Annotated in this window: 19 protein-coding genes; 10 read left to right on the top strand and 9 right to left on the bottom strand. The window is 69.4% G+C overall.

Annotated elements, in window-relative coordinates; genetic code table 11:
* Nucleotides 1-13: 13 nt before the first annotated feature.
* Nucleotides 14-742, bottom strand: coding sequence for a M24 family metallopeptidase (locus tag VGJ14_19385; protein HEY2834592.1), 729 nt, complete (start codon nt 740-742; stop codon nt 14-16).
* A 23-nt stretch (nt 743-765) separates the two neighbouring features.
* The gene (locus VGJ14_19380) at nt 766-1,143 is read right to left on the bottom strand and encodes a hypothetical protein (protein ID HEY2834591.1); all 378 of its coding nucleotides are present in this window, start codon (nt 1,141-1,143) and stop codon (nt 766-768) included.
* A 160-nt stretch (nt 1,144-1,303) separates the two neighbouring features.
* Here VGJ14_19380 and VGJ14_19375 point away from each other — a divergent pair, with 160 nt between their 5' ends.
* The 6 genes from VGJ14_19375 (at nt 1,304) to VGJ14_19350 (ending at nt 5,715) form a co-directional block, all read left to right on the top strand.
* Complete coding sequence (locus VGJ14_19375) at nt 1,304-1,714, top strand: phage holin family protein (protein HEY2834590.1); 411 nt, start codon at nt 1,304-1,306, stop codon at nt 1,712-1,714.
* Nucleotides 1,711-1,944, top strand: a complete 234-nt coding sequence (locus VGJ14_19370; GenBank protein ID HEY2834589.1) for a hypothetical protein — start codon at nt 1,711-1,713, stop codon at nt 1,942-1,944. Before VGJ14_19375 ends, VGJ14_19370 begins: the two co-directional genes overlap by 4 nt.
* 3 nt (nt 1,945-1,947) lie before the next feature.
* A complete protein-coding gene (locus VGJ14_19365) occupies nt 1,948-2,841 on the top strand; it encodes a Ku protein (GenBank protein HEY2834588.1) in 894 nt (297 codons plus the stop codon).
* Nucleotides 2,842-2,957: 116 nt separating this feature from the next.
* The gene (locus tag VGJ14_19360) at nt 2,958-4,112 is read left to right on the top strand and encodes an FAD-dependent oxidoreductase (protein HEY2834587.1); all 1,155 of its coding nucleotides are present in this window, start codon (nt 2,958-2,960) and stop codon (nt 4,110-4,112) included.
* Nucleotides 4,109-5,023 carry an RNA polymerase sigma-70 factor gene (locus tag VGJ14_19355; protein ID HEY2834586.1) on the top strand — a complete coding sequence of 305 codons (915 nt, stop codon included), beginning with the start codon at nt 4,109-4,111 and terminating at the stop codon, nt 5,021-5,023. Before VGJ14_19360 ends, VGJ14_19355 begins: the two co-directional genes overlap by 4 nt.
* A gap of 47 nt (nt 5,024-5,070) precedes the next feature.
* The gene (locus tag VGJ14_19350; GenBank protein HEY2834585.1) at nt 5,071-5,715 is read left to right on the top strand and encodes a dihydrofolate reductase family protein; all 645 of its coding nucleotides are present in this window, start codon (nt 5,071-5,073) and stop codon (nt 5,713-5,715) included.
* 7 nt (nt 5,716-5,722) lie between these two features.
* Here VGJ14_19350 and VGJ14_19345 read toward each other — a convergent pair whose 3' ends face one another.
* Complete coding sequence (locus tag VGJ14_19345) at nt 5,723-6,211, bottom strand: flavin reductase family protein (GenBank protein ID HEY2834584.1); 489 nt, start codon at nt 6,209-6,211, stop codon at nt 5,723-5,725.
* A gap of 129 nt (nt 6,212-6,340) precedes the next feature.
* Entirely contained in the window at nt 6,341-7,216 is an 876-nt protein-coding gene (locus VGJ14_19340; GenBank protein HEY2834583.1) for a serine protease, read from the bottom strand.
* 234 nt (nt 7,217-7,450) lie between these two features.
* Between VGJ14_19340 and VGJ14_19335 the strand changes: the two genes are divergently transcribed.
* Entirely contained in the window at nt 7,451-8,431 is a 981-nt protein-coding gene (locus VGJ14_19335) for a glutathione S-transferase C-terminal domain-containing protein (protein HEY2834582.1), read from the top strand.
* Nucleotides 8,428-8,892, top strand: coding sequence for a CinA family protein (locus tag VGJ14_19330; GenBank protein ID HEY2834581.1), 465 nt, complete (start codon nt 8,428-8,430; stop codon nt 8,890-8,892). The genes VGJ14_19335 and VGJ14_19330 overlap by 4 nt, the downstream gene beginning before the upstream one ends.
* A 7-nt stretch (nt 8,893-8,899) precedes the next feature.
* On the opposite strand, the gene VGJ14_19325 is transcribed toward VGJ14_19330, so the two are convergent.
* Genes VGJ14_19325 through VGJ14_19315 form a run of 3 tightly spaced genes read right to left on the bottom strand, consistent with a single transcriptional unit; the run spans nt 8,900 to nt 10,822 of the window.
* Nucleotides 8,900-9,589 carry a UdgX family uracil-DNA binding protein gene (locus VGJ14_19325; protein HEY2834580.1) on the bottom strand — a complete coding sequence of 230 codons (690 nt, stop codon included), beginning with the start codon at nt 9,587-9,589 and terminating at the stop codon, nt 8,900-8,902.
* Between the two features lie 45 nt (nt 9,590-9,634).
* On the bottom strand, nt 9,635-10,462 hold the full coding sequence (locus VGJ14_19320) for a GAF and ANTAR domain-containing protein (GenBank protein ID HEY2834579.1): 828 nt from the start codon (nt 10,460-10,462) through the stop codon (nt 9,635-9,637).
* Nucleotides 10,463-10,513: 51 nt separating this feature from the next.
* Nucleotides 10,514-10,822: a hypothetical protein gene (locus VGJ14_19315; GenBank protein ID HEY2834578.1), complete on the bottom strand. Its 309-nt coding sequence runs from the start codon at nt 10,820-10,822 to the stop codon at nt 10,514-10,516.
* Between the two features lie 130 nt (nt 10,823-10,952).
* Here VGJ14_19315 and VGJ14_19310 point away from each other — a divergent pair, with 130 nt between their 5' ends.
* Nucleotides 10,953-11,726 (top strand): SigB/SigF/SigG family RNA polymerase sigma factor, encoded by a 774-nt coding sequence (locus VGJ14_19310; GenBank protein ID HEY2834577.1) that lies wholly within the window; start codon nt 10,953-10,955, stop codon nt 11,724-11,726.
* A gap of 240 nt (nt 11,727-11,966) precedes the next feature.
* Nucleotides 11,967-13,514 carry a phenylacetic acid degradation bifunctional protein PaaZ gene (gene paaZ / locus VGJ14_19305; protein HEY2834576.1) on the top strand — a complete coding sequence of 516 codons (1,548 nt, stop codon included), beginning with the start codon at nt 11,967-11,969 and terminating at the stop codon, nt 13,512-13,514.
* 80 nt (nt 13,515-13,594) lie between these two features.
* Here paaZ and VGJ14_19300 read toward each other — a convergent pair whose 3' ends face one another.
* Both VGJ14_19300 and VGJ14_19295 read right to left on the bottom strand, forming a co-directional pair.
* On the bottom strand, nt 13,595-14,998 hold the full coding sequence (locus VGJ14_19300; protein HEY2834575.1) for a gluconate:H+ symporter: 1,404 nt from the start codon (nt 14,996-14,998) through the stop codon (nt 13,595-13,597).
* Nucleotides 14,995-15,519 carry a gluconokinase gene (locus VGJ14_19295; protein HEY2834574.1) on the bottom strand — a complete coding sequence of 175 codons (525 nt, stop codon included), beginning with the start codon at nt 15,517-15,519 and terminating at the stop codon, nt 14,995-14,997. The genes VGJ14_19300 and VGJ14_19295 overlap by 4 nt, the downstream gene beginning before the upstream one ends.
* Between the last annotated feature and the right edge of the window lie 43 nt (nt 15,520-15,562).

The raw sequence follows: 15,562 nt of genomic DNA, 5'->3' as shown, positions 1-15,562 counted from the left end.
GGGCGTTGTGTAGTCAGCGAGCGCGGGGGCCGAGGTCGAGCAGTTCCTCGACGAAACCGCCGAACCCGCGGGCTCGGTCGATCAGGTGCACCTCGAGGATCCAGTGGCTGTACACGCCGCGGGCGTCGGTGCGCCGCATGGGCAGGTCACAGCCGGGCGCGATGCGGGTCTCCACCTCGTCCAGGCCCACGCGCTCGTACGGGAACTGCCCGACCAGGTGGCCGGCGATGATGCCGCCGAACTCCCACCCCGCCTCTTGGGCCAACACGCAGGTGTGGTCGTAGAGCTGCGCGCCGGTGATGTCCGGGGTATCGGCGAAATAGCCCTGGGCAGCCACCCAGACCTCGTCCAGGGCGGCACACAGCTCGTGTTTGGCCGGGTCGTCGCCGAGCACGAAGGTGCGGCCGTAGTCGGCCTCCCACTCGGCGAAGATCGGACCGAAGTCGAGGAAGACGATGTCGTCCTCGGCGATCAGTCGGTCCGGCGGGTTCTCCCGGTAGATGGTCAGGGTGTTCTCCCCGGCCCGCACGATCCGCTTGTGCCACCAACGCTGGGTGCCGAACTGGTCCGCGGCCAAATCTCGGATGGCGTCGCTGGTGTCCCGTTCGCCAAGCCCCGGCCGAATGATCTGACGCTGCATCACCTCGACGAAGAGATGCTCGGCCATCTCCTGTGCGGCGACCAACTGCCGGGCGCGCTCGCCCTCGTCGAGCTGGAGGGCGACGACTGCGGCGTTCGCCATGCCCCGAGGATAGTGCGTCGTCGTCAGCTGCTGCCGCGGTCGGTCCCGGAGCCGCTGAGCACGGTGTCGATGCGAGCGGCGGTCTCCAGGTCTGCCGCGGTCAGCTCGGGTTCGCCCTGCAGGGCGATGGTCAGGTTGTCCGTGCCGTCCTCGAGACGTAGGCGGTCCGCATCGGAGATCACCGTGCGCACGCCTTCCCGCAACGCCTCGCGGCTGTCCCGAGCCACCGGCACGGTGCGCAGCAGAGCGCGGCCGCGACGTTTCCAGCCGGGCAGCGCGGCCAGTCCCTGGTCGATCTGGTCAGGGCTCAGGGCCCGGCTGCCCGCCTGGTCCGGTAACGGGTGACCGTGCTGGTCACGCACGGGTCGTTCGCTCTCGTTGCTGTATGGCCGCCGTGGCATCCGCTGTGACTCCTCACCTGCGTCGGTTGCACATTGTCTGTTTTCTGCCCCGGGATCGCGGCGGCCATGCGCGCCCCGGCTGAAGGGTCCTCAGTGCTTAACAGGCAGCAGTGGTGGGTAACAAACAATTGACGCACGCGACCAACAAGGAGCAGGCAGCATGCAGACCTCGTCACCTCCAACGCCGCAGGAAATGTCGATCGGGCAGCTGACCTCAGCGGTCTCCTCGGATGCGGCCGAACTGGCCCGCGGTGAGGTTCGCCTGGCCGTCAAGGAGCTGCAGAAGAAAGGCGCCCTCGCGGGGGTAGGCATCGGCATGATGGGCGCCGCCGGGATCACCGCGCTGTTCGGCGCCGCGGCCCTGGTCACCACGGTGATCGCCGCGCTGGCGGTGACCATGGCGACCTGGCTGGCCGCATTGATCGTCACCGTATGCCTGTTCTTCCTGGCCGCGGTGCTCGGCTTGGTCGGCAAGAAGCGCACCAAGCGCGCGTTGCCGCCGATGCCGCGGCGTGCGGTTGCCGGAACCCAGGAGGACATCAGCCGCGTGCGCGAGGAGATCCACCGATGAGTTCACCGAGCATGGCCGAGCTGCAGGAGCAGAACGCTCGCACCCGGGAGCGGCTGGCCGCGGAGACCGCGGAGTTGGCGCACCGGCTCGATGTCAAGTCCCAGCTCGCCGAGCGCACGGAACCTGCCCGTCGGCGGGTGAAGGAGTTGGCCGGCGAACGGCGGGTGCAACTGGCCGGCCTCAGCGCGGCGGCGTTCTCGCTGGCCATCGTGGTCAAGCGACGGTCGTGATCCATGGCTCGCGCGGTATGGACCGGGTCGCTGTCGTTCGGCCTGGTGAACGTGCCGGTCTCGCTGTATTCGGCGACCGAGGACAAGACCGTGCACTTTCACGAGTTCGCCGAGGGGACGTCGGACCGCATCCGGAACAAACGGGTCAACGAGCGCACCGGCCGGAAAATCGACTACGACGACATCGTCAAGGGCTACGAGATCGATAACGGCAAGTACGTGCTGCTCACCCGCAAGGAGCTGGAGGAGGTGGAGCCGGGCCGCTCCCGGACCATCGAGATCAGCGACTTCGTCGAGGCCGCGCAGATCGACCCGATCTACTACCGGAAGAGTTACTACCTCGCGCCGGCGCAGGAGGACGGAGGCCGCGCCTACGCGCTGCTGCGCGACGCGATGGACCGCGCCGGGCGGATCGCCATCGCCACGTTCGTGCTGCGCGCCAAGCAACACCTGGCCGCGGTGCGGCCCGACGGCAAGACGCTGGTGTTGGAGACCATGTACTTCGCCGATGAGGTGCGCAAGCCGGAAAAGGTGCTGTCCTCGCTGCCCGGCAAGCTGCGCGGTAGCGGGCGGGACATGGACACCGCGATCTCGCTGATCGAGTCGATGACCTCGCAGTGGAAGCCGGAGAACTACCGGGACACCTACCGCAACCGGGTCATGCAGCTGATCAAGGCCAAGGGCAAGGGTCGTGAGGTTGTGCGCGAGGCAGAGGCAGAGCCGTCGGCCGAGGTGGTGGACCTGCTCGAGGCGCTGCGGGCGTCCGTGGAGGGGGCGCGCAGTCGCAAGGCCGGCAATGGCGCCCCGGCACGGCTGAAGACCCGTGCGCGCCAGGACGACAAGCCGGTCCGCAAGCGCCCCGCAAAGAAGCACGCGACGCGCAAGAAAGCGTCCTGACTTCATTCGGCGTGAGCCCTGCGTGATCGGGGTCACATCTGGCGGATGTCACGATCGCGGGTGCGGCGCCCGTCTTGCTGCTCGTAACTGAGAAGCGGCGGGAAGGGGCGGTTGTCATGGAGATCGTGGTGCTGGGCGCGGGATATGCGGGGATGACCGCGGCGTTGGGGTTGGCCGGGCGGACCAAACGGCGCGACGACGTGCGGATTCGGTTGGTCAATGCCGACGAGCGGTTCGTGGAGCGGGTGCGCCTGCATCAGGTCGCGTCCGGGCAGAAACTGACGCATCTTCATATTCCGGACCGAATGATGGGCACCCGGGTGGAGTTCGTGCGCGGGTGGGTGAGCGGTGTGGACGCGGATGCGCGATCCGTCCGGCTTGCGGATGGTGGCACCTTGAGCTACGACCGGCTGGTCGTCGCGCTCGGCGCGGTCACCGACACCCGAGTGCCCGGCGTGCAGGAGCACGCGTACACGCTGGACAGCATGCAGAGCTCGACGGCCTTCGCCCGGCAACTGGCCACGTTGGGCACCGGCACCGTGGTTGTGGTCGGCGGTGGGTTGACCGGGGTGGAATCGGCCTCGGAGATCGCCCAGCAGCACCCCCAGTTGCGGGTGGTGCTGGCGACGCGCGGCGAGCCGGCGGCGATGATGGGACCGCGGGCCCGGGCCTACGTGCGCACGGCCCTGGAGCGGCTGGGTGTTGAAATCCGGGTGGAGGCGGAGGTGGTCAAGGTGCTGCCCGGTGGCGTGGCGTTGGCCGACGAGCACCTCGACGCCGACCTGGTGCTGTGGACCGGTGGGGTGCGCGCGGCGGGGCTGGCCGGCGAGGGCGGCTTCACCGTCGACGGGCAGGGCCGGATCGTCACCGACCGCACGTTGCGCTCGCTCTCCCACCCAGAGGTGTACGCGGTCGGCGACGCCGCCGCGGTGCCGCAGAACTACGGCATTGTGCACGGCACCTGCGGAACGGGCGTTGCATTGGCTGGGCACGCCGCGGCGAACCTGGCCGGGGAGTTGCGCGGGAAGCAGCCCGCGGGGCTGCGTTTCGGGTACTTCCACCAGAACGTCAGCCTGGGCCGCGGTGACGCGGTCACCCAGTTCACCCGGCCGAACGATTCCCCGTCGCGATGGATCCTCACCGGGCGAGTGGCCGCTGCGTACAAGGAGGGCTTCAGCCGCAGCCCGTGGCCCCTGTACAAGGTGCTGCCGCGCACCCCGCGCGTGTTGGTGTGGCGACACGGTGGGCGCGCCACGAAGGTGGCGGCATGAGCGTCGAGCAGAGCTTCGCCGAGCACCGCGGGCTGGTTTTCTCGGTGGCGTACCGGATTCTCGGGTCGGCCACTGACGCCGAGGACGTGGTGCAGGAGGCGTGGCTGCGCTGGTCGGGCGTCGACCGCGCGAATGTGGCGGCGCCGCGGGGGTACCTGGCGCGGATCGCGGCGAATCTGGCGGTGGACCGATTGCGCGCCGAGCAGGCCCGGCGGGAGACCTACTACGGGCCGTGGCTACCGGAGCCGATCCTCACCGAACACGACCCGGCCACCGACGCGGCCGCGGCGGATTCGGTGTCGCTGGCCATGCTGGTGGTGCTGGAGACGCTGAGCCCGTTGGAGCGCGCGGTGTTCGTGCTCAACGAGGTGTTTGCCTTCTCCCACGCGGAAATCGCCGTCGCCCTGGAGCGGTCCGAAGCCGCGGTGCGGCAGGCCGCGCACCGCGCGCGGGAGCACGTGCAGGCCCGCCGGCCGCGGTTTCACCCGGACCCGGTCAGCACGCAGCAGGCCGTCGAGCGGTTCTTCGCGGCCGCCGCGGGCGGGGACCTCAATGCGTTGATGGAACTGCTCGCGCCGGACGTGACCGTATGGTCCGACGGCGGCGGCAAGGTACGCGCCTCGCGGGCCCCGGTCACCGGGGCGAAGAAGGTCGCGGCGTGGTTGTCGACCTGGTCGACCCGGCCGTATGAGGGCGTGTCGTACGAGGAGATGTCGTTCCGGATCACCGAGATCAACGGCACGCCGGGCTTGGTGATCATCGCCCCGGACCGGGTGCTCGGCATCCTCACCGTTGAGTTGGACGACGACGGCCGGATCGCGGGCGTCCATGCGGTGACCAACCCGGACAAGCTGATGGCGATCACCGAGGGACAGGTTCATCCGGTGGCGGTGGGCGAAGCGGCACACTGACCAGACCGCGCTGTCATGTCCTGTCTGCCCGACGGATGGAGTGTTCCTTGTCCCGCACCCGTGTACACAACTTCTGCATCTCGCTGGACGGCTTCGGCACCGGGGAGGGGCAGAGTCGACAAAAGCCGTTCGGCAGCGCCGACCTCCGGTTGATGGCCTGGTTCGACGGCCGGGTCATTCACGGCATCGACAAACAGCCCGACATCCCGGCCGGTCCGGAGCGAGTGTTGAGCAGTGCCTGGGGTCAGGGCATCGGTGCGGAGATCATGGGCCGCAACAAGTTCGATCCGACCCGCCCGTGGGACCCCGACTGGCCGGGTTGGTGGGGCGACGCGCCGCCGTTCCAAACCCCGGTGTTCGTGCTCACCCACCACCCGCGACCCTCGATCGAGTTCGCCAACGGCACCTCGTTCCACTTCGTGGACGCCTCACCCGCCGAGGCACTGGTGATGGCTCGAGAGGCGGCCAACGGCGACGACGTGCGCATCGGCGGTGGCGTGTCCACGCTGCGCCAATTCCTGGTTGCGGACCTCGTCGACCACATGCACCTCGCGGTGGCGCCCATGGTGGTCGGCCGCGGCGAGCGCCTGTGGGACGGCCTGGAGGGTCTGCACGAACGGTTCGACGTGCAAAGCGTGACCATGCCCAGCGGCGTCACCCATCTCACCTTCACCCGCCGTCCACGCAGCTGACGGCCCGTCAGGCCTCTTGGCCCGGGTCCAGGTGCGGCAGGTCGGTGAACATCAGCGCCCGGGCGTAGCTGCGCCGATGCCCGTCGACCGGCTCCAGCAGGAACTCGGCGTGGTCGCCGCCGTCGCCGATGGACAGCACGCGGCCCACCATCCAGGCCACTGCACGGTCCAGGATCGGCACCCCGTGCGGGCCGTCGGTCCACGCGCACCGGGTGAACTTGTTCTCGTCCTCGGCGGTGTGCTCACCGAACAGCCGGGCCAGGTCGACGTCCTCCCGGCCGAGTTGGTGCACGGCCAAGTGCTCGGCGCACGCGGCCACCCGGGTGGTCACGTTGGTGCGGGACAAGCACACCAAGAAGCGCGGTGGGTCGATGCTGGTCTGCGTGGTGAACCCGACCAGGCAGCCGGCCGGCTGGTCGTCGGCGCGGCAGGTCACCACGAGCATCGTGTAGTTCAGCCCGCCGATGAACGCCTCGACGCCGCTGTGCTCGCTCATGTCGCAGCACTGCCCCGCGCCGCGCGAACGATGCAGGTCAGGATCCGCACTGCGGGGCGGTTCGACCGCCCCATCCGCACCCGCTGGCTGCGAGTTTTCGGACGGGGCGGTCGGATCTGTGGATAAGGCTCAGGCGACGGAGCCAGTGAACGGCTCGGTGCCGGCCACCAACTGGAGGTGCTTGATGCCGTGGGCACGGGCATAGGCCAGCTCCCGGGACAGGTCGGAGACCTGGTTGGCGCCGGGCAGCGGGGCGAACTCCAACGTGGACAGGTCGCCGAGGGCGCGGCCGTGACCGTCCAACACCGCGGACCCGGAGTCGCCGGGGATGCCCGGCGTGATCGTGTAGATCTGGTGGGTCCAGCCGTTGTCGTCGTCACCGAGGCTGGTGCCGGTCTTGGGGGAGAGCATGCTGATGCCCTGCCGCAGGGGGGAATTGCCGTAGGTGACGACCGAATCGCCGGCCTGCGTGCCGGTGGTGTTGAGCCCGGTCGGTCCGCCGAACACCGGGATCGACGGATTCGCCTGTCGCACCGCCTTGTCCGGCAACTGAATCAACGCCAGGTCATTGTGCGCGCAGGCGTCCTTGTCCGTCTCGTGCGCGGACTGCATGGCCAGCCAGGAGTTGTAGACCATGGTGCCCACGACGTTGCTGCCCTCGAGCCGCACCGGGGTGCCCAGTGGTAGCGACTTGGAACTGCAGCCGTCGGTCTCCGTGGCCTGCCCGGTACCGGAGCAGTGAGCAGCCTGCCCGAGGTAGGTGTGGTGGCCGTCGGTGTAGAGGAAATTGGCGGTGCATTGGGCGTCCTTGGTGGTGGTGATGATGCCGGGGTGGATGAGCGCGGCGCCGGCCGGGGCCCAATGACCGCCGGTGGATACCAAGCCGGTAACGGGAGGAACGGTGGCGGCCTGTGCGGCGCCGGCCATGCCGACGGAAGCGGCGCCCAGCGCGAGCACAACGGCGGTACGGCTCATACGGCGACGGCGGGCGGAAACGGTGTGCATCGGACACCTCATTTACGGAGGGCTGGTCCCCTCCCCGACGAACCGTCGCGTCAACGGTTCATTTAAGACATACGCAAATTGACCGGCTAGGTATCCCGATTTGCCCTAATCATCGGAACTTCACAGCTTTCGCCGGGGGGTGGGTGTGCCCCGCGGGACGCCGGGTAACCGACCGGAGTAACCCCTCACCCGCGTTCGAGGAGCTCCGCGCATGCCCGACTACCCCACCCTGTGATGGCCGGTGATTTTCAGCGGGACACCCGCTACCTCACCACCCGCATCACTATCGACGGCCGCGACGGCTATCCGGTGGAGCCCGGCCGCTACCGCTTGGTGGTGTCCCGGGCCTGCCCGTGGGCGCACCGGTCGGTGATCGCGCGGCGGCTGCTCGGGCTGGAGGACGTGCTGTCCATGGGCATCGCCGGCCCAACCCACGACAAGCGCAGTTGGGCGTTCACCCTCGACGCGGACGGCCGCGACCCGGTGTTGCGCATCGAACGACTGCAGGAGGCGTACCTGGCGCGGGATCCCCAGTACGACAAGGGAATCACCGTGCCGGCCATCGTCGACATCCCCACCGGGCGGGTCGTCACCAACGACATCTTCACCCTTACCGAGGACCTGTCCACCCAGTGGCGCCCCCACCACCGACCCGGCGCCCCGGACCTGTGGCCGGAGCACCTGCGGGGGCAGATCAACGAGATCAACGACGTCGTCTACACCGACGTCAACAACGGGGTGTACCGCGCCGGCTTCGCCATCGAGCAGAAGGCCTACGACGAAGCCTTCGAGAGTCTGTTCGCCCGTCTGGACTGGCTGGCCGATCGGTTGCGCAACCAGCGCTACCTGGTCGGCGACACTCTCACCGAGGCCGACGTGCGGCTGTTCCCCACCCTGGTGCGTTTCGACGCGGTGTACCACGGCCACTTCAAGTGCAACCGGAACAAGCTCACTGAGGACCCGGTGTTGTGGGCCTACGCTCGCGACCTGTTCCAGACGCCCGGCTTCGGCGACACGGTGGAGTTCACCCACATCAAGCGGCACTACTACGAGGTGCACCGCACCATCAACCCGACCGGCATCGTGCCCGCGGGCCCGGATTTGTCCGGCTGGCTCACCCCGCACGGCCGCGCCGCCCTCGGTGGACGCCCGTTCGGCGGCGGCACGCCGCCCGGGCCGCCACCGCCGGATGAACGCGTCGAGTGGATCGCGTGAGCGGGCCCGCCGATCCGGAGCGGATCGCCAAGCTGGCCTGCGATCGCGGCCTGAGCGTCGCGGTCGCGGAGTCGCTCACCGGGGGCATTCTCACCTCGCGGTTGGCCGCGGCCTCGGACGCCTCGGCCTGGTTGCGTGGTGGTGTCGTGGCCTACGCCACCGAGGTCAAGCGCAACGTACTGCAGGTGACCACCCGTCAAGTGGTCTCCGCGGAGTGTGCGCGGCAGCTGGCCGAGGGGGTGGCGCGGCTGCTGGGGGCGGACATCGCGGTGGCCACCACCGGCGTGGGCGGACCCGATCCGCAGGAGGGGCAGCCGCCGGGCACGGTGTGGCTCGGCGTGTCCGTGGGCGGCGTCAGCGACGCGGTTCAGTTGCACCTGGACGGCGAGCCCGACGAGGTGTGCAGCCGGGCGGCCGGCGCCGCACTGGCCCTGCTGTACCGACGGATGCAGGACATCTGACTGACAATCAATGCCGATGCTGCAGATGTGTGGCGGCAACCTGCAGGTCGCCGCGGAAGTCGAGATAGGCCTGCTCGCGCGCTTCGGCGCGCAGCACGGCCGAGGGATGGACGGTGGCCAGCAAGAACGCGTTCTCGGTGCCGGGAAAGGGCGGACCGAACTCGGCGCGTTCACTGGGTGAAAGCAATCGGCCGCGTTCCTTCGTCACCCGGAACTTGGTGCCGAGCAGGGCGCGCCCCGCGATGGCCCCCAGCGCGACGATCAGCTCCGGTTGCACCTCGCCGAGTTCGGCGCTCAGCCATGGCCGGCAGGCCGTCAGATGAACCGGCCCCGGCGATTGATGCAGCCTGCGTTTGCCGCGCTCGGTGAACCGGAAGTGCTTGACGGCGTTGGTCAGGTACAGCTCGTCGGTGTCCAGGCCAACCTCGGCGAGGGCCCGGCGCAGCAGCCCACCGGCAGGGCCGACGAACGGCTCACCCCGGCGGTCCTCGACGTCGCCGGGCTGCTCGCCGACCAGCACACAGCGGGCGTGGTCGGCACCCGCGCCGAACACCACCTGCGAAGCGTTTGCATACAACTCGCAGCCCCGACAGTCGCCGGCCGCGGCCGCCAATTCGTCCACATCGGCGTGCTGCGGCACCCACTGCTCGGCGCCCGGTCGGGCCGGCGCGTCGGTTGCATTGGCGGTGCGGGGCATGCCCAGAAACTGCCCGCGCGGGCACCGGCCATGCACAGCGCAGCCTTAGGAGGCCGACGCCGCCGCCTGATCGTGGTCCCCGGAGCCCGGCAGTTCACCGGTCAGTTCGACCTGTTGGGCGAGGTCGCGCAGCTTGCGGTTAAGGTCCTGGCTGGCGCGACTCAGCCGGGCGAACGCGTCCTCCGCCGGGATCAGGTGACGGGCCATGAGGATGCCCACCCCGATGCCGATTTGCCGGCTGGACTCCAGGGCGGCCTCCAGGTCGGCGATCCTGCGGGAGTGCAGCTCGTTCTGCAGCACCAGCGAGACAAACGGTGACAGTGCGGCGGCCCGGTCGCCGTCGGTCTCGGTGAATGCACCTATCGGTGGCGCATAAAAGTTGAGTGCGCCCCGCTCCGGACCCTGTAGCAGCAGCCGAACGCCGAGCATGCTGAACACGCCCAGCTCATTGGCGCACCGCGGCCCGAATGTCGGCCAGCGGTTATCGTGCGCGAGATCGCCGCTGAGTGCGAGGTCGGCGTTCCGGATGGCCTCCAGACAGGGGCCCTCGCTCAGGCTGTACTGCAGGGCGTCCACGACCCGCGGCAACTCGTCGGTCGCGGCCAGCGTGCGGGGACCACCGCGGGCGGGAAGCAGGGTCAATCCGGCGCTGACGTTCCGCCCGAGCAGCGTTGCGGCGACCTCGACCAGGCCCGCAGCATCGAGGTAGCCCCGCGGGGTCATCGCTCGGGCCAGCTCGGTGAACTGTCGGCCCAGCTCGGCGTGCCACGAACCGTTGATGATCGACCTCTCCGTCGACGCGGGGCAGGGGTTCTGGATACCCGGCGGCCGGGAAATGAATCGCTTGGTGAATGCGCCGGGTGACGCTTCCACCCACTCCGAGATGCCCGCAGCTTGCGGTTGAGCTGCCGGCCGGCCCGGAGCTCAGTCCGGAATCGAGGGCAGCGGCCGCATGCGCTCCGCGGCGGCCGGCGAGACCATGCCCGGGTCCACCCGCACCGGCGGACCACCCGCCTCCGGTCGGCTGTCCGGCAGCTCCACCAGCTCACCGGCCCGGCCCTCCCCGAGGGCCACCTCCGGCCAACTCAGGCCACGGGTGGCGGGGCCGGGCTCGGGTGCCGGGCTGCCCTTGGCGGGCAGTGCCTCGGCGGGGTGGGTGGCCACCGTCGGGTGATCGTCGAGGTTACGGTCCTGTCGGCGGGTGCGGCGGTGCAGCCACTCGGGCAAGCGCATGGCGGGTCTCCGATCGGTGTGCGTCTGTCCTTTTCCCTACCCGACCGAGCCGTGGTTGAGCCGACGGCGAAGGGGTATTTACCCGACGGGTCCTGAAACAGCCCGGGACCCCAGCGAAAGGTTCCGGGCGATGTCGGTAGTAACCCCCCCGCAATCCGAGGCTGTCGAAGACCTGGATTTGTTCCGCGACTTCGCCCACGCCACCGGCGTGCAGCGAGAGCGCCTGCAGGAAGCCATCGTCGCGCGCTACACCGGGCTGGTGAAGTGGATCGCCGGGCGCTATGTCAACCCGGCGGTGGATCGGGAAGAGCTCGAACAGGTCGGTTTCCTCGGCCTGGTGCTCGCCATCCAGCGTTTCGACCCCGAGCGCGGCAGCGACTTCGTCTCCTTCGCCCGCCCCACGGTGCAGGGCGAGATCCGGCGGTACTTCCGCGACAAGCGGCGCTGGATCCGACTGCCGCGGCGGGTGCAGACCACCAAGGCCGTGCTGGCCGGCGCGACGGAGAAACTCACCCACCAGCTGGGCCGGGCTCCGACGGTGGCCGAGTTGGCCGCCGAGCTCGCCGTGGACGAGGAAATCGTGCTCGAGGCGATGACCGTCGATGACCACTTCACCTTGTATTCGCTGGACACGCCCACGGGTGCCGATGACCACGACGCGTGGACATTGGCCGACACGATCGGCTCGCCCGATCCGACGATCGACCTGTTCCTGGACTGCCGATCCGTGGCCCCGGCGCTGGCCCAGCTGTCCGAGCGGGACCGCACGCTGATCGAGTTGAGGTTCTTCCACGAGATGACCCAGGCCGAGATCGGCCAACAACTGGGGTACTCCCAAATGCACGTGTCCCGGATGCTCGCCCGGGTCCTCGGGCAACTTCGCGAGTCGATGCAGGACAGTTAGCCACTCCCCGCGCCGGTGCGATCACGCCCGGCGCGGGAGAGGGTGCTCAGAACCGATGCCAGGCGCGGTGTTCGCATCGCCGCGAGCGGATGCGGCGCCCAACGCCGGCAGGGGCTGCCTCCCGGTGGCCGGCGTTACGGTGGGAACGCGCTCGGACTTCCGGCGGTAACCTCGAAGTACTTCAGTAATATGAAGTAGCGACGGCTAGTTGTCGTATGTAGACGAAAGGGCGGCGCCCTCATGTCCGACCTGCTGGAGAGCTACGCGAACGGTGCCTGGTTCCGCGCGTCCGATGCGGGGGACCCGTTGCTGGACGCCGCGACCGGTGCGGAGGTCGCACGGATCTCCGCGACCGGGTTGGATCTCGCGGCGATGGCCGCGCACGCGCGCAACGTCGGCGGGCCGGCGATCCGGGCGCTGACGTTTCCGCAGCGCGCTGCGCTGCTCAAGCAATTGGCGGCATTCCTGTCCGGGGACTCCGACTCGCTCTACGCGCTGTCCGCGCGCACCGGTGCGACCAAGCGCGACTCGATGGTGGACATCGACGGCGGCTTCGGTACGACGTTCGTCTACGCGAGCAAGGGTGCCAAGGAACTGCCGGACGACACCATCTTGGTCGACGGGGCCGACGAGCCGCTGGGCAAGAACGGCGTGTTCGCGGGCCGGCACATCTGGAGCTCGCGGCCGGGTGTCGCGGTGCAGATCAACGCGTTCAACTTCCCGGTCTGGGGGATGCTGGAGAAGATGGCGCCGGCGTTCCTGGCGGGGTTGCCGTCGATTGTGAAGCCGGCCAGTCAGACTGCGTACCTGACCGAGGCCGTGGTGCGACGCATCGTCTCCTCGGAAATTCTGCCCGAGGGATCGCTGCAGTTGTTGTGCGGTTCTGCGTCGGGGTTGCTCGACGTGCTGGGCGAGCAGGACTCGGTGGCGTTCACCGGTTCCGCGCACACCGCGGGGGTGCTGCGCTCGCACCCGGCGGTATTGAACCGCGGCGTTGCGTTGCAGGTCGAGGCCGATTCGCTGAATTGTTCCATCCTGGGACCTGATGTGACGGTGGATCAGGCCGAGTTCGACCTGTTCGTCAAGGGCGTGGTCACCGAGATGACCGTCAAGGCGGGGCAGAAGTGCACGGCGATCCGTCGCGTGCTGGTGCCCGAGGCCATGGCCGATCCGGTGATCGAGGCGATTTCCGCGAAGCTTGCCGGTATCACCGTGGGCAACCCGGCGAATTCCTCGGTGCGGATGGGTGCGCTGGCCAGCCTCGGGCAGCGGGCCGAGGTGCGCAAAGCGGTGGAGGCGCTGCGCTCCTCCGCGGAGATCGTGTTCGGCTCGCCGGACCGGGTGGATGTCGTCGACGCCGATGCCGAGCGCGGCGCGTTCCTCTCCCCGGTGCTGCTACGCGCCCGCGCGAGCGCCGTCGAACCGCACGACGTGGAGCCGTTCGGCCCGGTGAGCACGGTGCTCAGCTATTCCTCGGTGGACGAGGCCGTGGCGCTCGCCGCGCGTGGCAAGGGTTCGCTGGTCGGCTCGCTGGTAACCGCCGACTCGGCTGTGGCGCGCGAGGTCGTGCGTGGCGTTGCCCCGTGGCACGGTCGCGTACTGGTGCTCGACGCGGTCGCCGCCCCGGACAACACCGGCCACGGCACCCCGATGCCGACCCTGGTGCACGGCGGCCCCGGCCGTGCCGGCGGCGGCGAGGAACTCGGGGGGATCCGCGGCGTCCTGCACTACATGCAGCGCACCGCCGTGCAGGGCTCCCCCGCCATGCTGGACGCCATCACCGGCTGAGGCGACCGCCTGTCAGTCGCCCCGACCACCCAAACCGGGCGTGGCGTGGTCGAGGCAGATGACGTCAGCCTTGGCCACGGCTAAATCACCACGGAGAGGGCCATCACCAGGCCGAAGGCGACCAAGGACAGCGCCGTTTCCATGACTGACCAGGTCTTGAATGTCTGGCCGACGGTCAGCCCGAACAGTTCTTTGACCAACCAGAAGCCGGCGTCATTGACGTGGGAGAGGAACACCGAGCCGGCGCCGATGGCCAGCGCCAGCAAAGCGGCGTGAGTCGACGTCAGATCGCCCGCCAGCGGCGCGACCACACCGGCGGAGGTCACCGTGGCGACGGTGGCGGAGCCGGTGGCCAACCGGATCAGCACCGCAATCAGGTAACCGAGCACCAACACGGACAGGTGTGCCCCGTTGGCGAACTTCGCCACCGAGTTGCCCACGCCCGCGCCGATCAGTGTCTGCTTGAAGCCGCCACCGGCGCCCACGATGAGGATGACCGCGGCCACCGGGCCGACCGCCGCGGTGAGCTTCGAGGAGATCTCCGAGCCGGTGAATCCGACCGCGTGCCCGAAGGTGATCATCGCCAACAGCACGCCGAGGGTCAGCGCTACCAACGGTTCGCCGATGAAGTCGAGGATGCGGCGGGCCTGCGGTGGGTGGCCGGTGTCCCACGTGATGTCTGCCCCGGCCTTGCCCAGCATCAGCACCACCGGGAAGACGATGGTGCCCACCGCCACGGCGAAGCTCGGACGTCGGTCGGGCACCGGCCCGTTGTCACGGGGGGCCGAGGGTGCGTTGGCCGCCGTCACCGGAACCCAGCGGGCCAGCACCCAGCCCAGCAGCGGTCCGCAGAGCGCCACGGTGGGGATGGCCACCAGGATGCCCAACGCCAATGTCGTGCCCAACTGCGCGTGCACCGAGGAGATGGCGATCAACGGCCCGGGGTGCGGCGGGATCAGGCCGTGCAGCGCGGACAGACCCGCGAGCGCCGGGATGGCGATGCGCATCAGGGGGTAGTCCGAGCGGTGCGCGATCAGCACGATCACCGGCAACAGCAGCACCAGGCCGATCTCGAAGAACATCGGCAGCCCGATGATCACCGCGACCAGCATCATCGCCCAGGGCAACAGCGCGTGCCGGGTGCGGGAAAGCAAAGTCTCGATCACCTGATCCGAGCCGCCGGAATCGGCGAGCAAGCGCCCGAGCGCCGCGCCCAGCGCGATCAGCAGGCCCACTTCCTGCAGGGTCGAGCCGACGCCGGACTCGAAGTTGGAGATCACCTTGTCGGTGGGCACTCCCGCGGCGAAGGCGACGGCCATCGACCCGACAAGCAGCGCGAGGAACGGGTGCAGTTTCAGCACCACGATGAACGCCACGATCAGCGCGATGCCGCCGAGGGTGACCGCGACCAGGCGGGTGTCGTGAGAGTTCCACGGGGCGCCGGTGGGCACCGCGGCGGGCAGCGCCGCCGCCGTGATGATCATGTGCGTGGTCCCTCGTCGAGGCCTGCCAGCACCTTCGCTGCGGTCTCCTGCGCGCTGCCGGTGACCTCGACGGTCAGCACGTGCTCGTTCGGACCGGGTGGTTCGAGGTCGGCGAACTGGGAGTCGAGCAGCGCGGCGGGCATGAAGTGTCCGTGCCGGGCCAGCAGCCGTTCGGCGATCTGCTCCTTGGAGCTGGTCAGGTACACGAACAGCACCCCCGGCCCGCGCAGCACATCGCGGTAGCGACGCTTCAGCGCGGAGCAGGTGACGATGCCGCCGGCACCGTCGGCCACCCGGTCCTGGATCCAGGTCGCGACCCGCTCCAGCCACGGCCATCGGTCATCGTCGTCGAGCGAATGACCGGCGGCCATCTTGTCGATGTTGGCCTGCGGGTGCATGTCGTCGCCCTCGGCGAAAGGCCAGCCCAGCCGCCCCGCCAGTAGCGCCGCCACGCTGGATTTCCCGGCGCCGGAGACGCCCATGAGCACGAGGACGGGCTTCGGGCCCTCGCGTGCGGTCACGTCGAGACCTCCCCACGGGCGGCAGTCCGTGCTGCCTACCCAG

Source organism: Sporichthyaceae bacterium (assembly GCA_036493475.1).
GTDB lineage: Bacteria > Actinomycetota > Actinomycetes > Sporichthyales > Sporichthyaceae > DASQPJ01.
This window is presented reverse-complemented; position numbering and strand designations above follow the sequence as displayed.

Coding starts and splice junctions, on each gene's coding strand:
- VGJ14_19385 (HEY2834592.1), bottom strand. CDS start 742: ATGGCGAACGCCGCAGTCGTCGCCCTCCAGCTCGACGAGGGCGAGCGC.
- VGJ14_19380 (HEY2834591.1), bottom strand. CDS start 1,143: ATGCCACGGCGGCCATACAGCAACGAGAGCGAACGACCCGTGCGTGAC.
- VGJ14_19375 (HEY2834590.1), top strand. CDS start 1,304: ATGCAGACCTCGTCACCTCCAACGCCGCAGGAAATGTCGATCGGGCAG.
- VGJ14_19370 (HEY2834589.1), top strand. CDS start 1,711: ATGAGTTCACCGAGCATGGCCGAGCTGCAGGAGCAGAACGCTCGCACC.
- VGJ14_19365 (HEY2834588.1), top strand. CDS start 1,948: ATGGCTCGCGCGGTATGGACCGGGTCGCTGTCGTTCGGCCTGGTGAAC.
- VGJ14_19360 (HEY2834587.1), top strand. CDS start 2,958: ATGGAGATCGTGGTGCTGGGCGCGGGATATGCGGGGATGACCGCGGCG.
- VGJ14_19355 (HEY2834586.1), top strand. CDS start 4,109: ATGAGCGTCGAGCAGAGCTTCGCCGAGCACCGCGGGCTGGTTTTCTCG.
- VGJ14_19345 (HEY2834584.1), bottom strand. CDS start 6,211: ATGAGCGAGCACAGCGGCGTCGAGGCGTTCATCGGCGGGCTGAACTAC.
- VGJ14_19340 (HEY2834583.1), bottom strand. CDS start 7,216: ATGCACACCGTTTCCGCCCGCCGTCGCCGTATGAGCCGTACCGCCGTT.
- VGJ14_19335 (HEY2834582.1), top strand. CDS start 7,451: ATGGCCGGTGATTTTCAGCGGGACACCCGCTACCTCACCACCCGCATC.
- VGJ14_19325 (HEY2834580.1), bottom strand. CDS start 9,589: ATGCCCCGCACCGCCAATGCAACCGACGCGCCGGCCCGACCGGGCGCC.
- VGJ14_19315 (HEY2834578.1), bottom strand. CDS start 10,822: ATGCGCTTGCCCGAGTGGCTGCACCGCCGCACCCGCCGACAGGACCGT.
- VGJ14_19310 (HEY2834577.1), top strand. CDS start 10,953: ATGTCGGTAGTAACCCCCCCGCAATCCGAGGCTGTCGAAGACCTGGAT.
- paaZ (HEY2834576.1), top strand. CDS start 11,967: ATGTCCGACCTGCTGGAGAGCTACGCGAACGGTGCCTGGTTCCGCGCG.
- VGJ14_19300 (HEY2834575.1), bottom strand. CDS start 14,998: ATGATCATCACGGCGGCGGCGCTGCCCGCCGCGGTGCCCACCGGCGCC.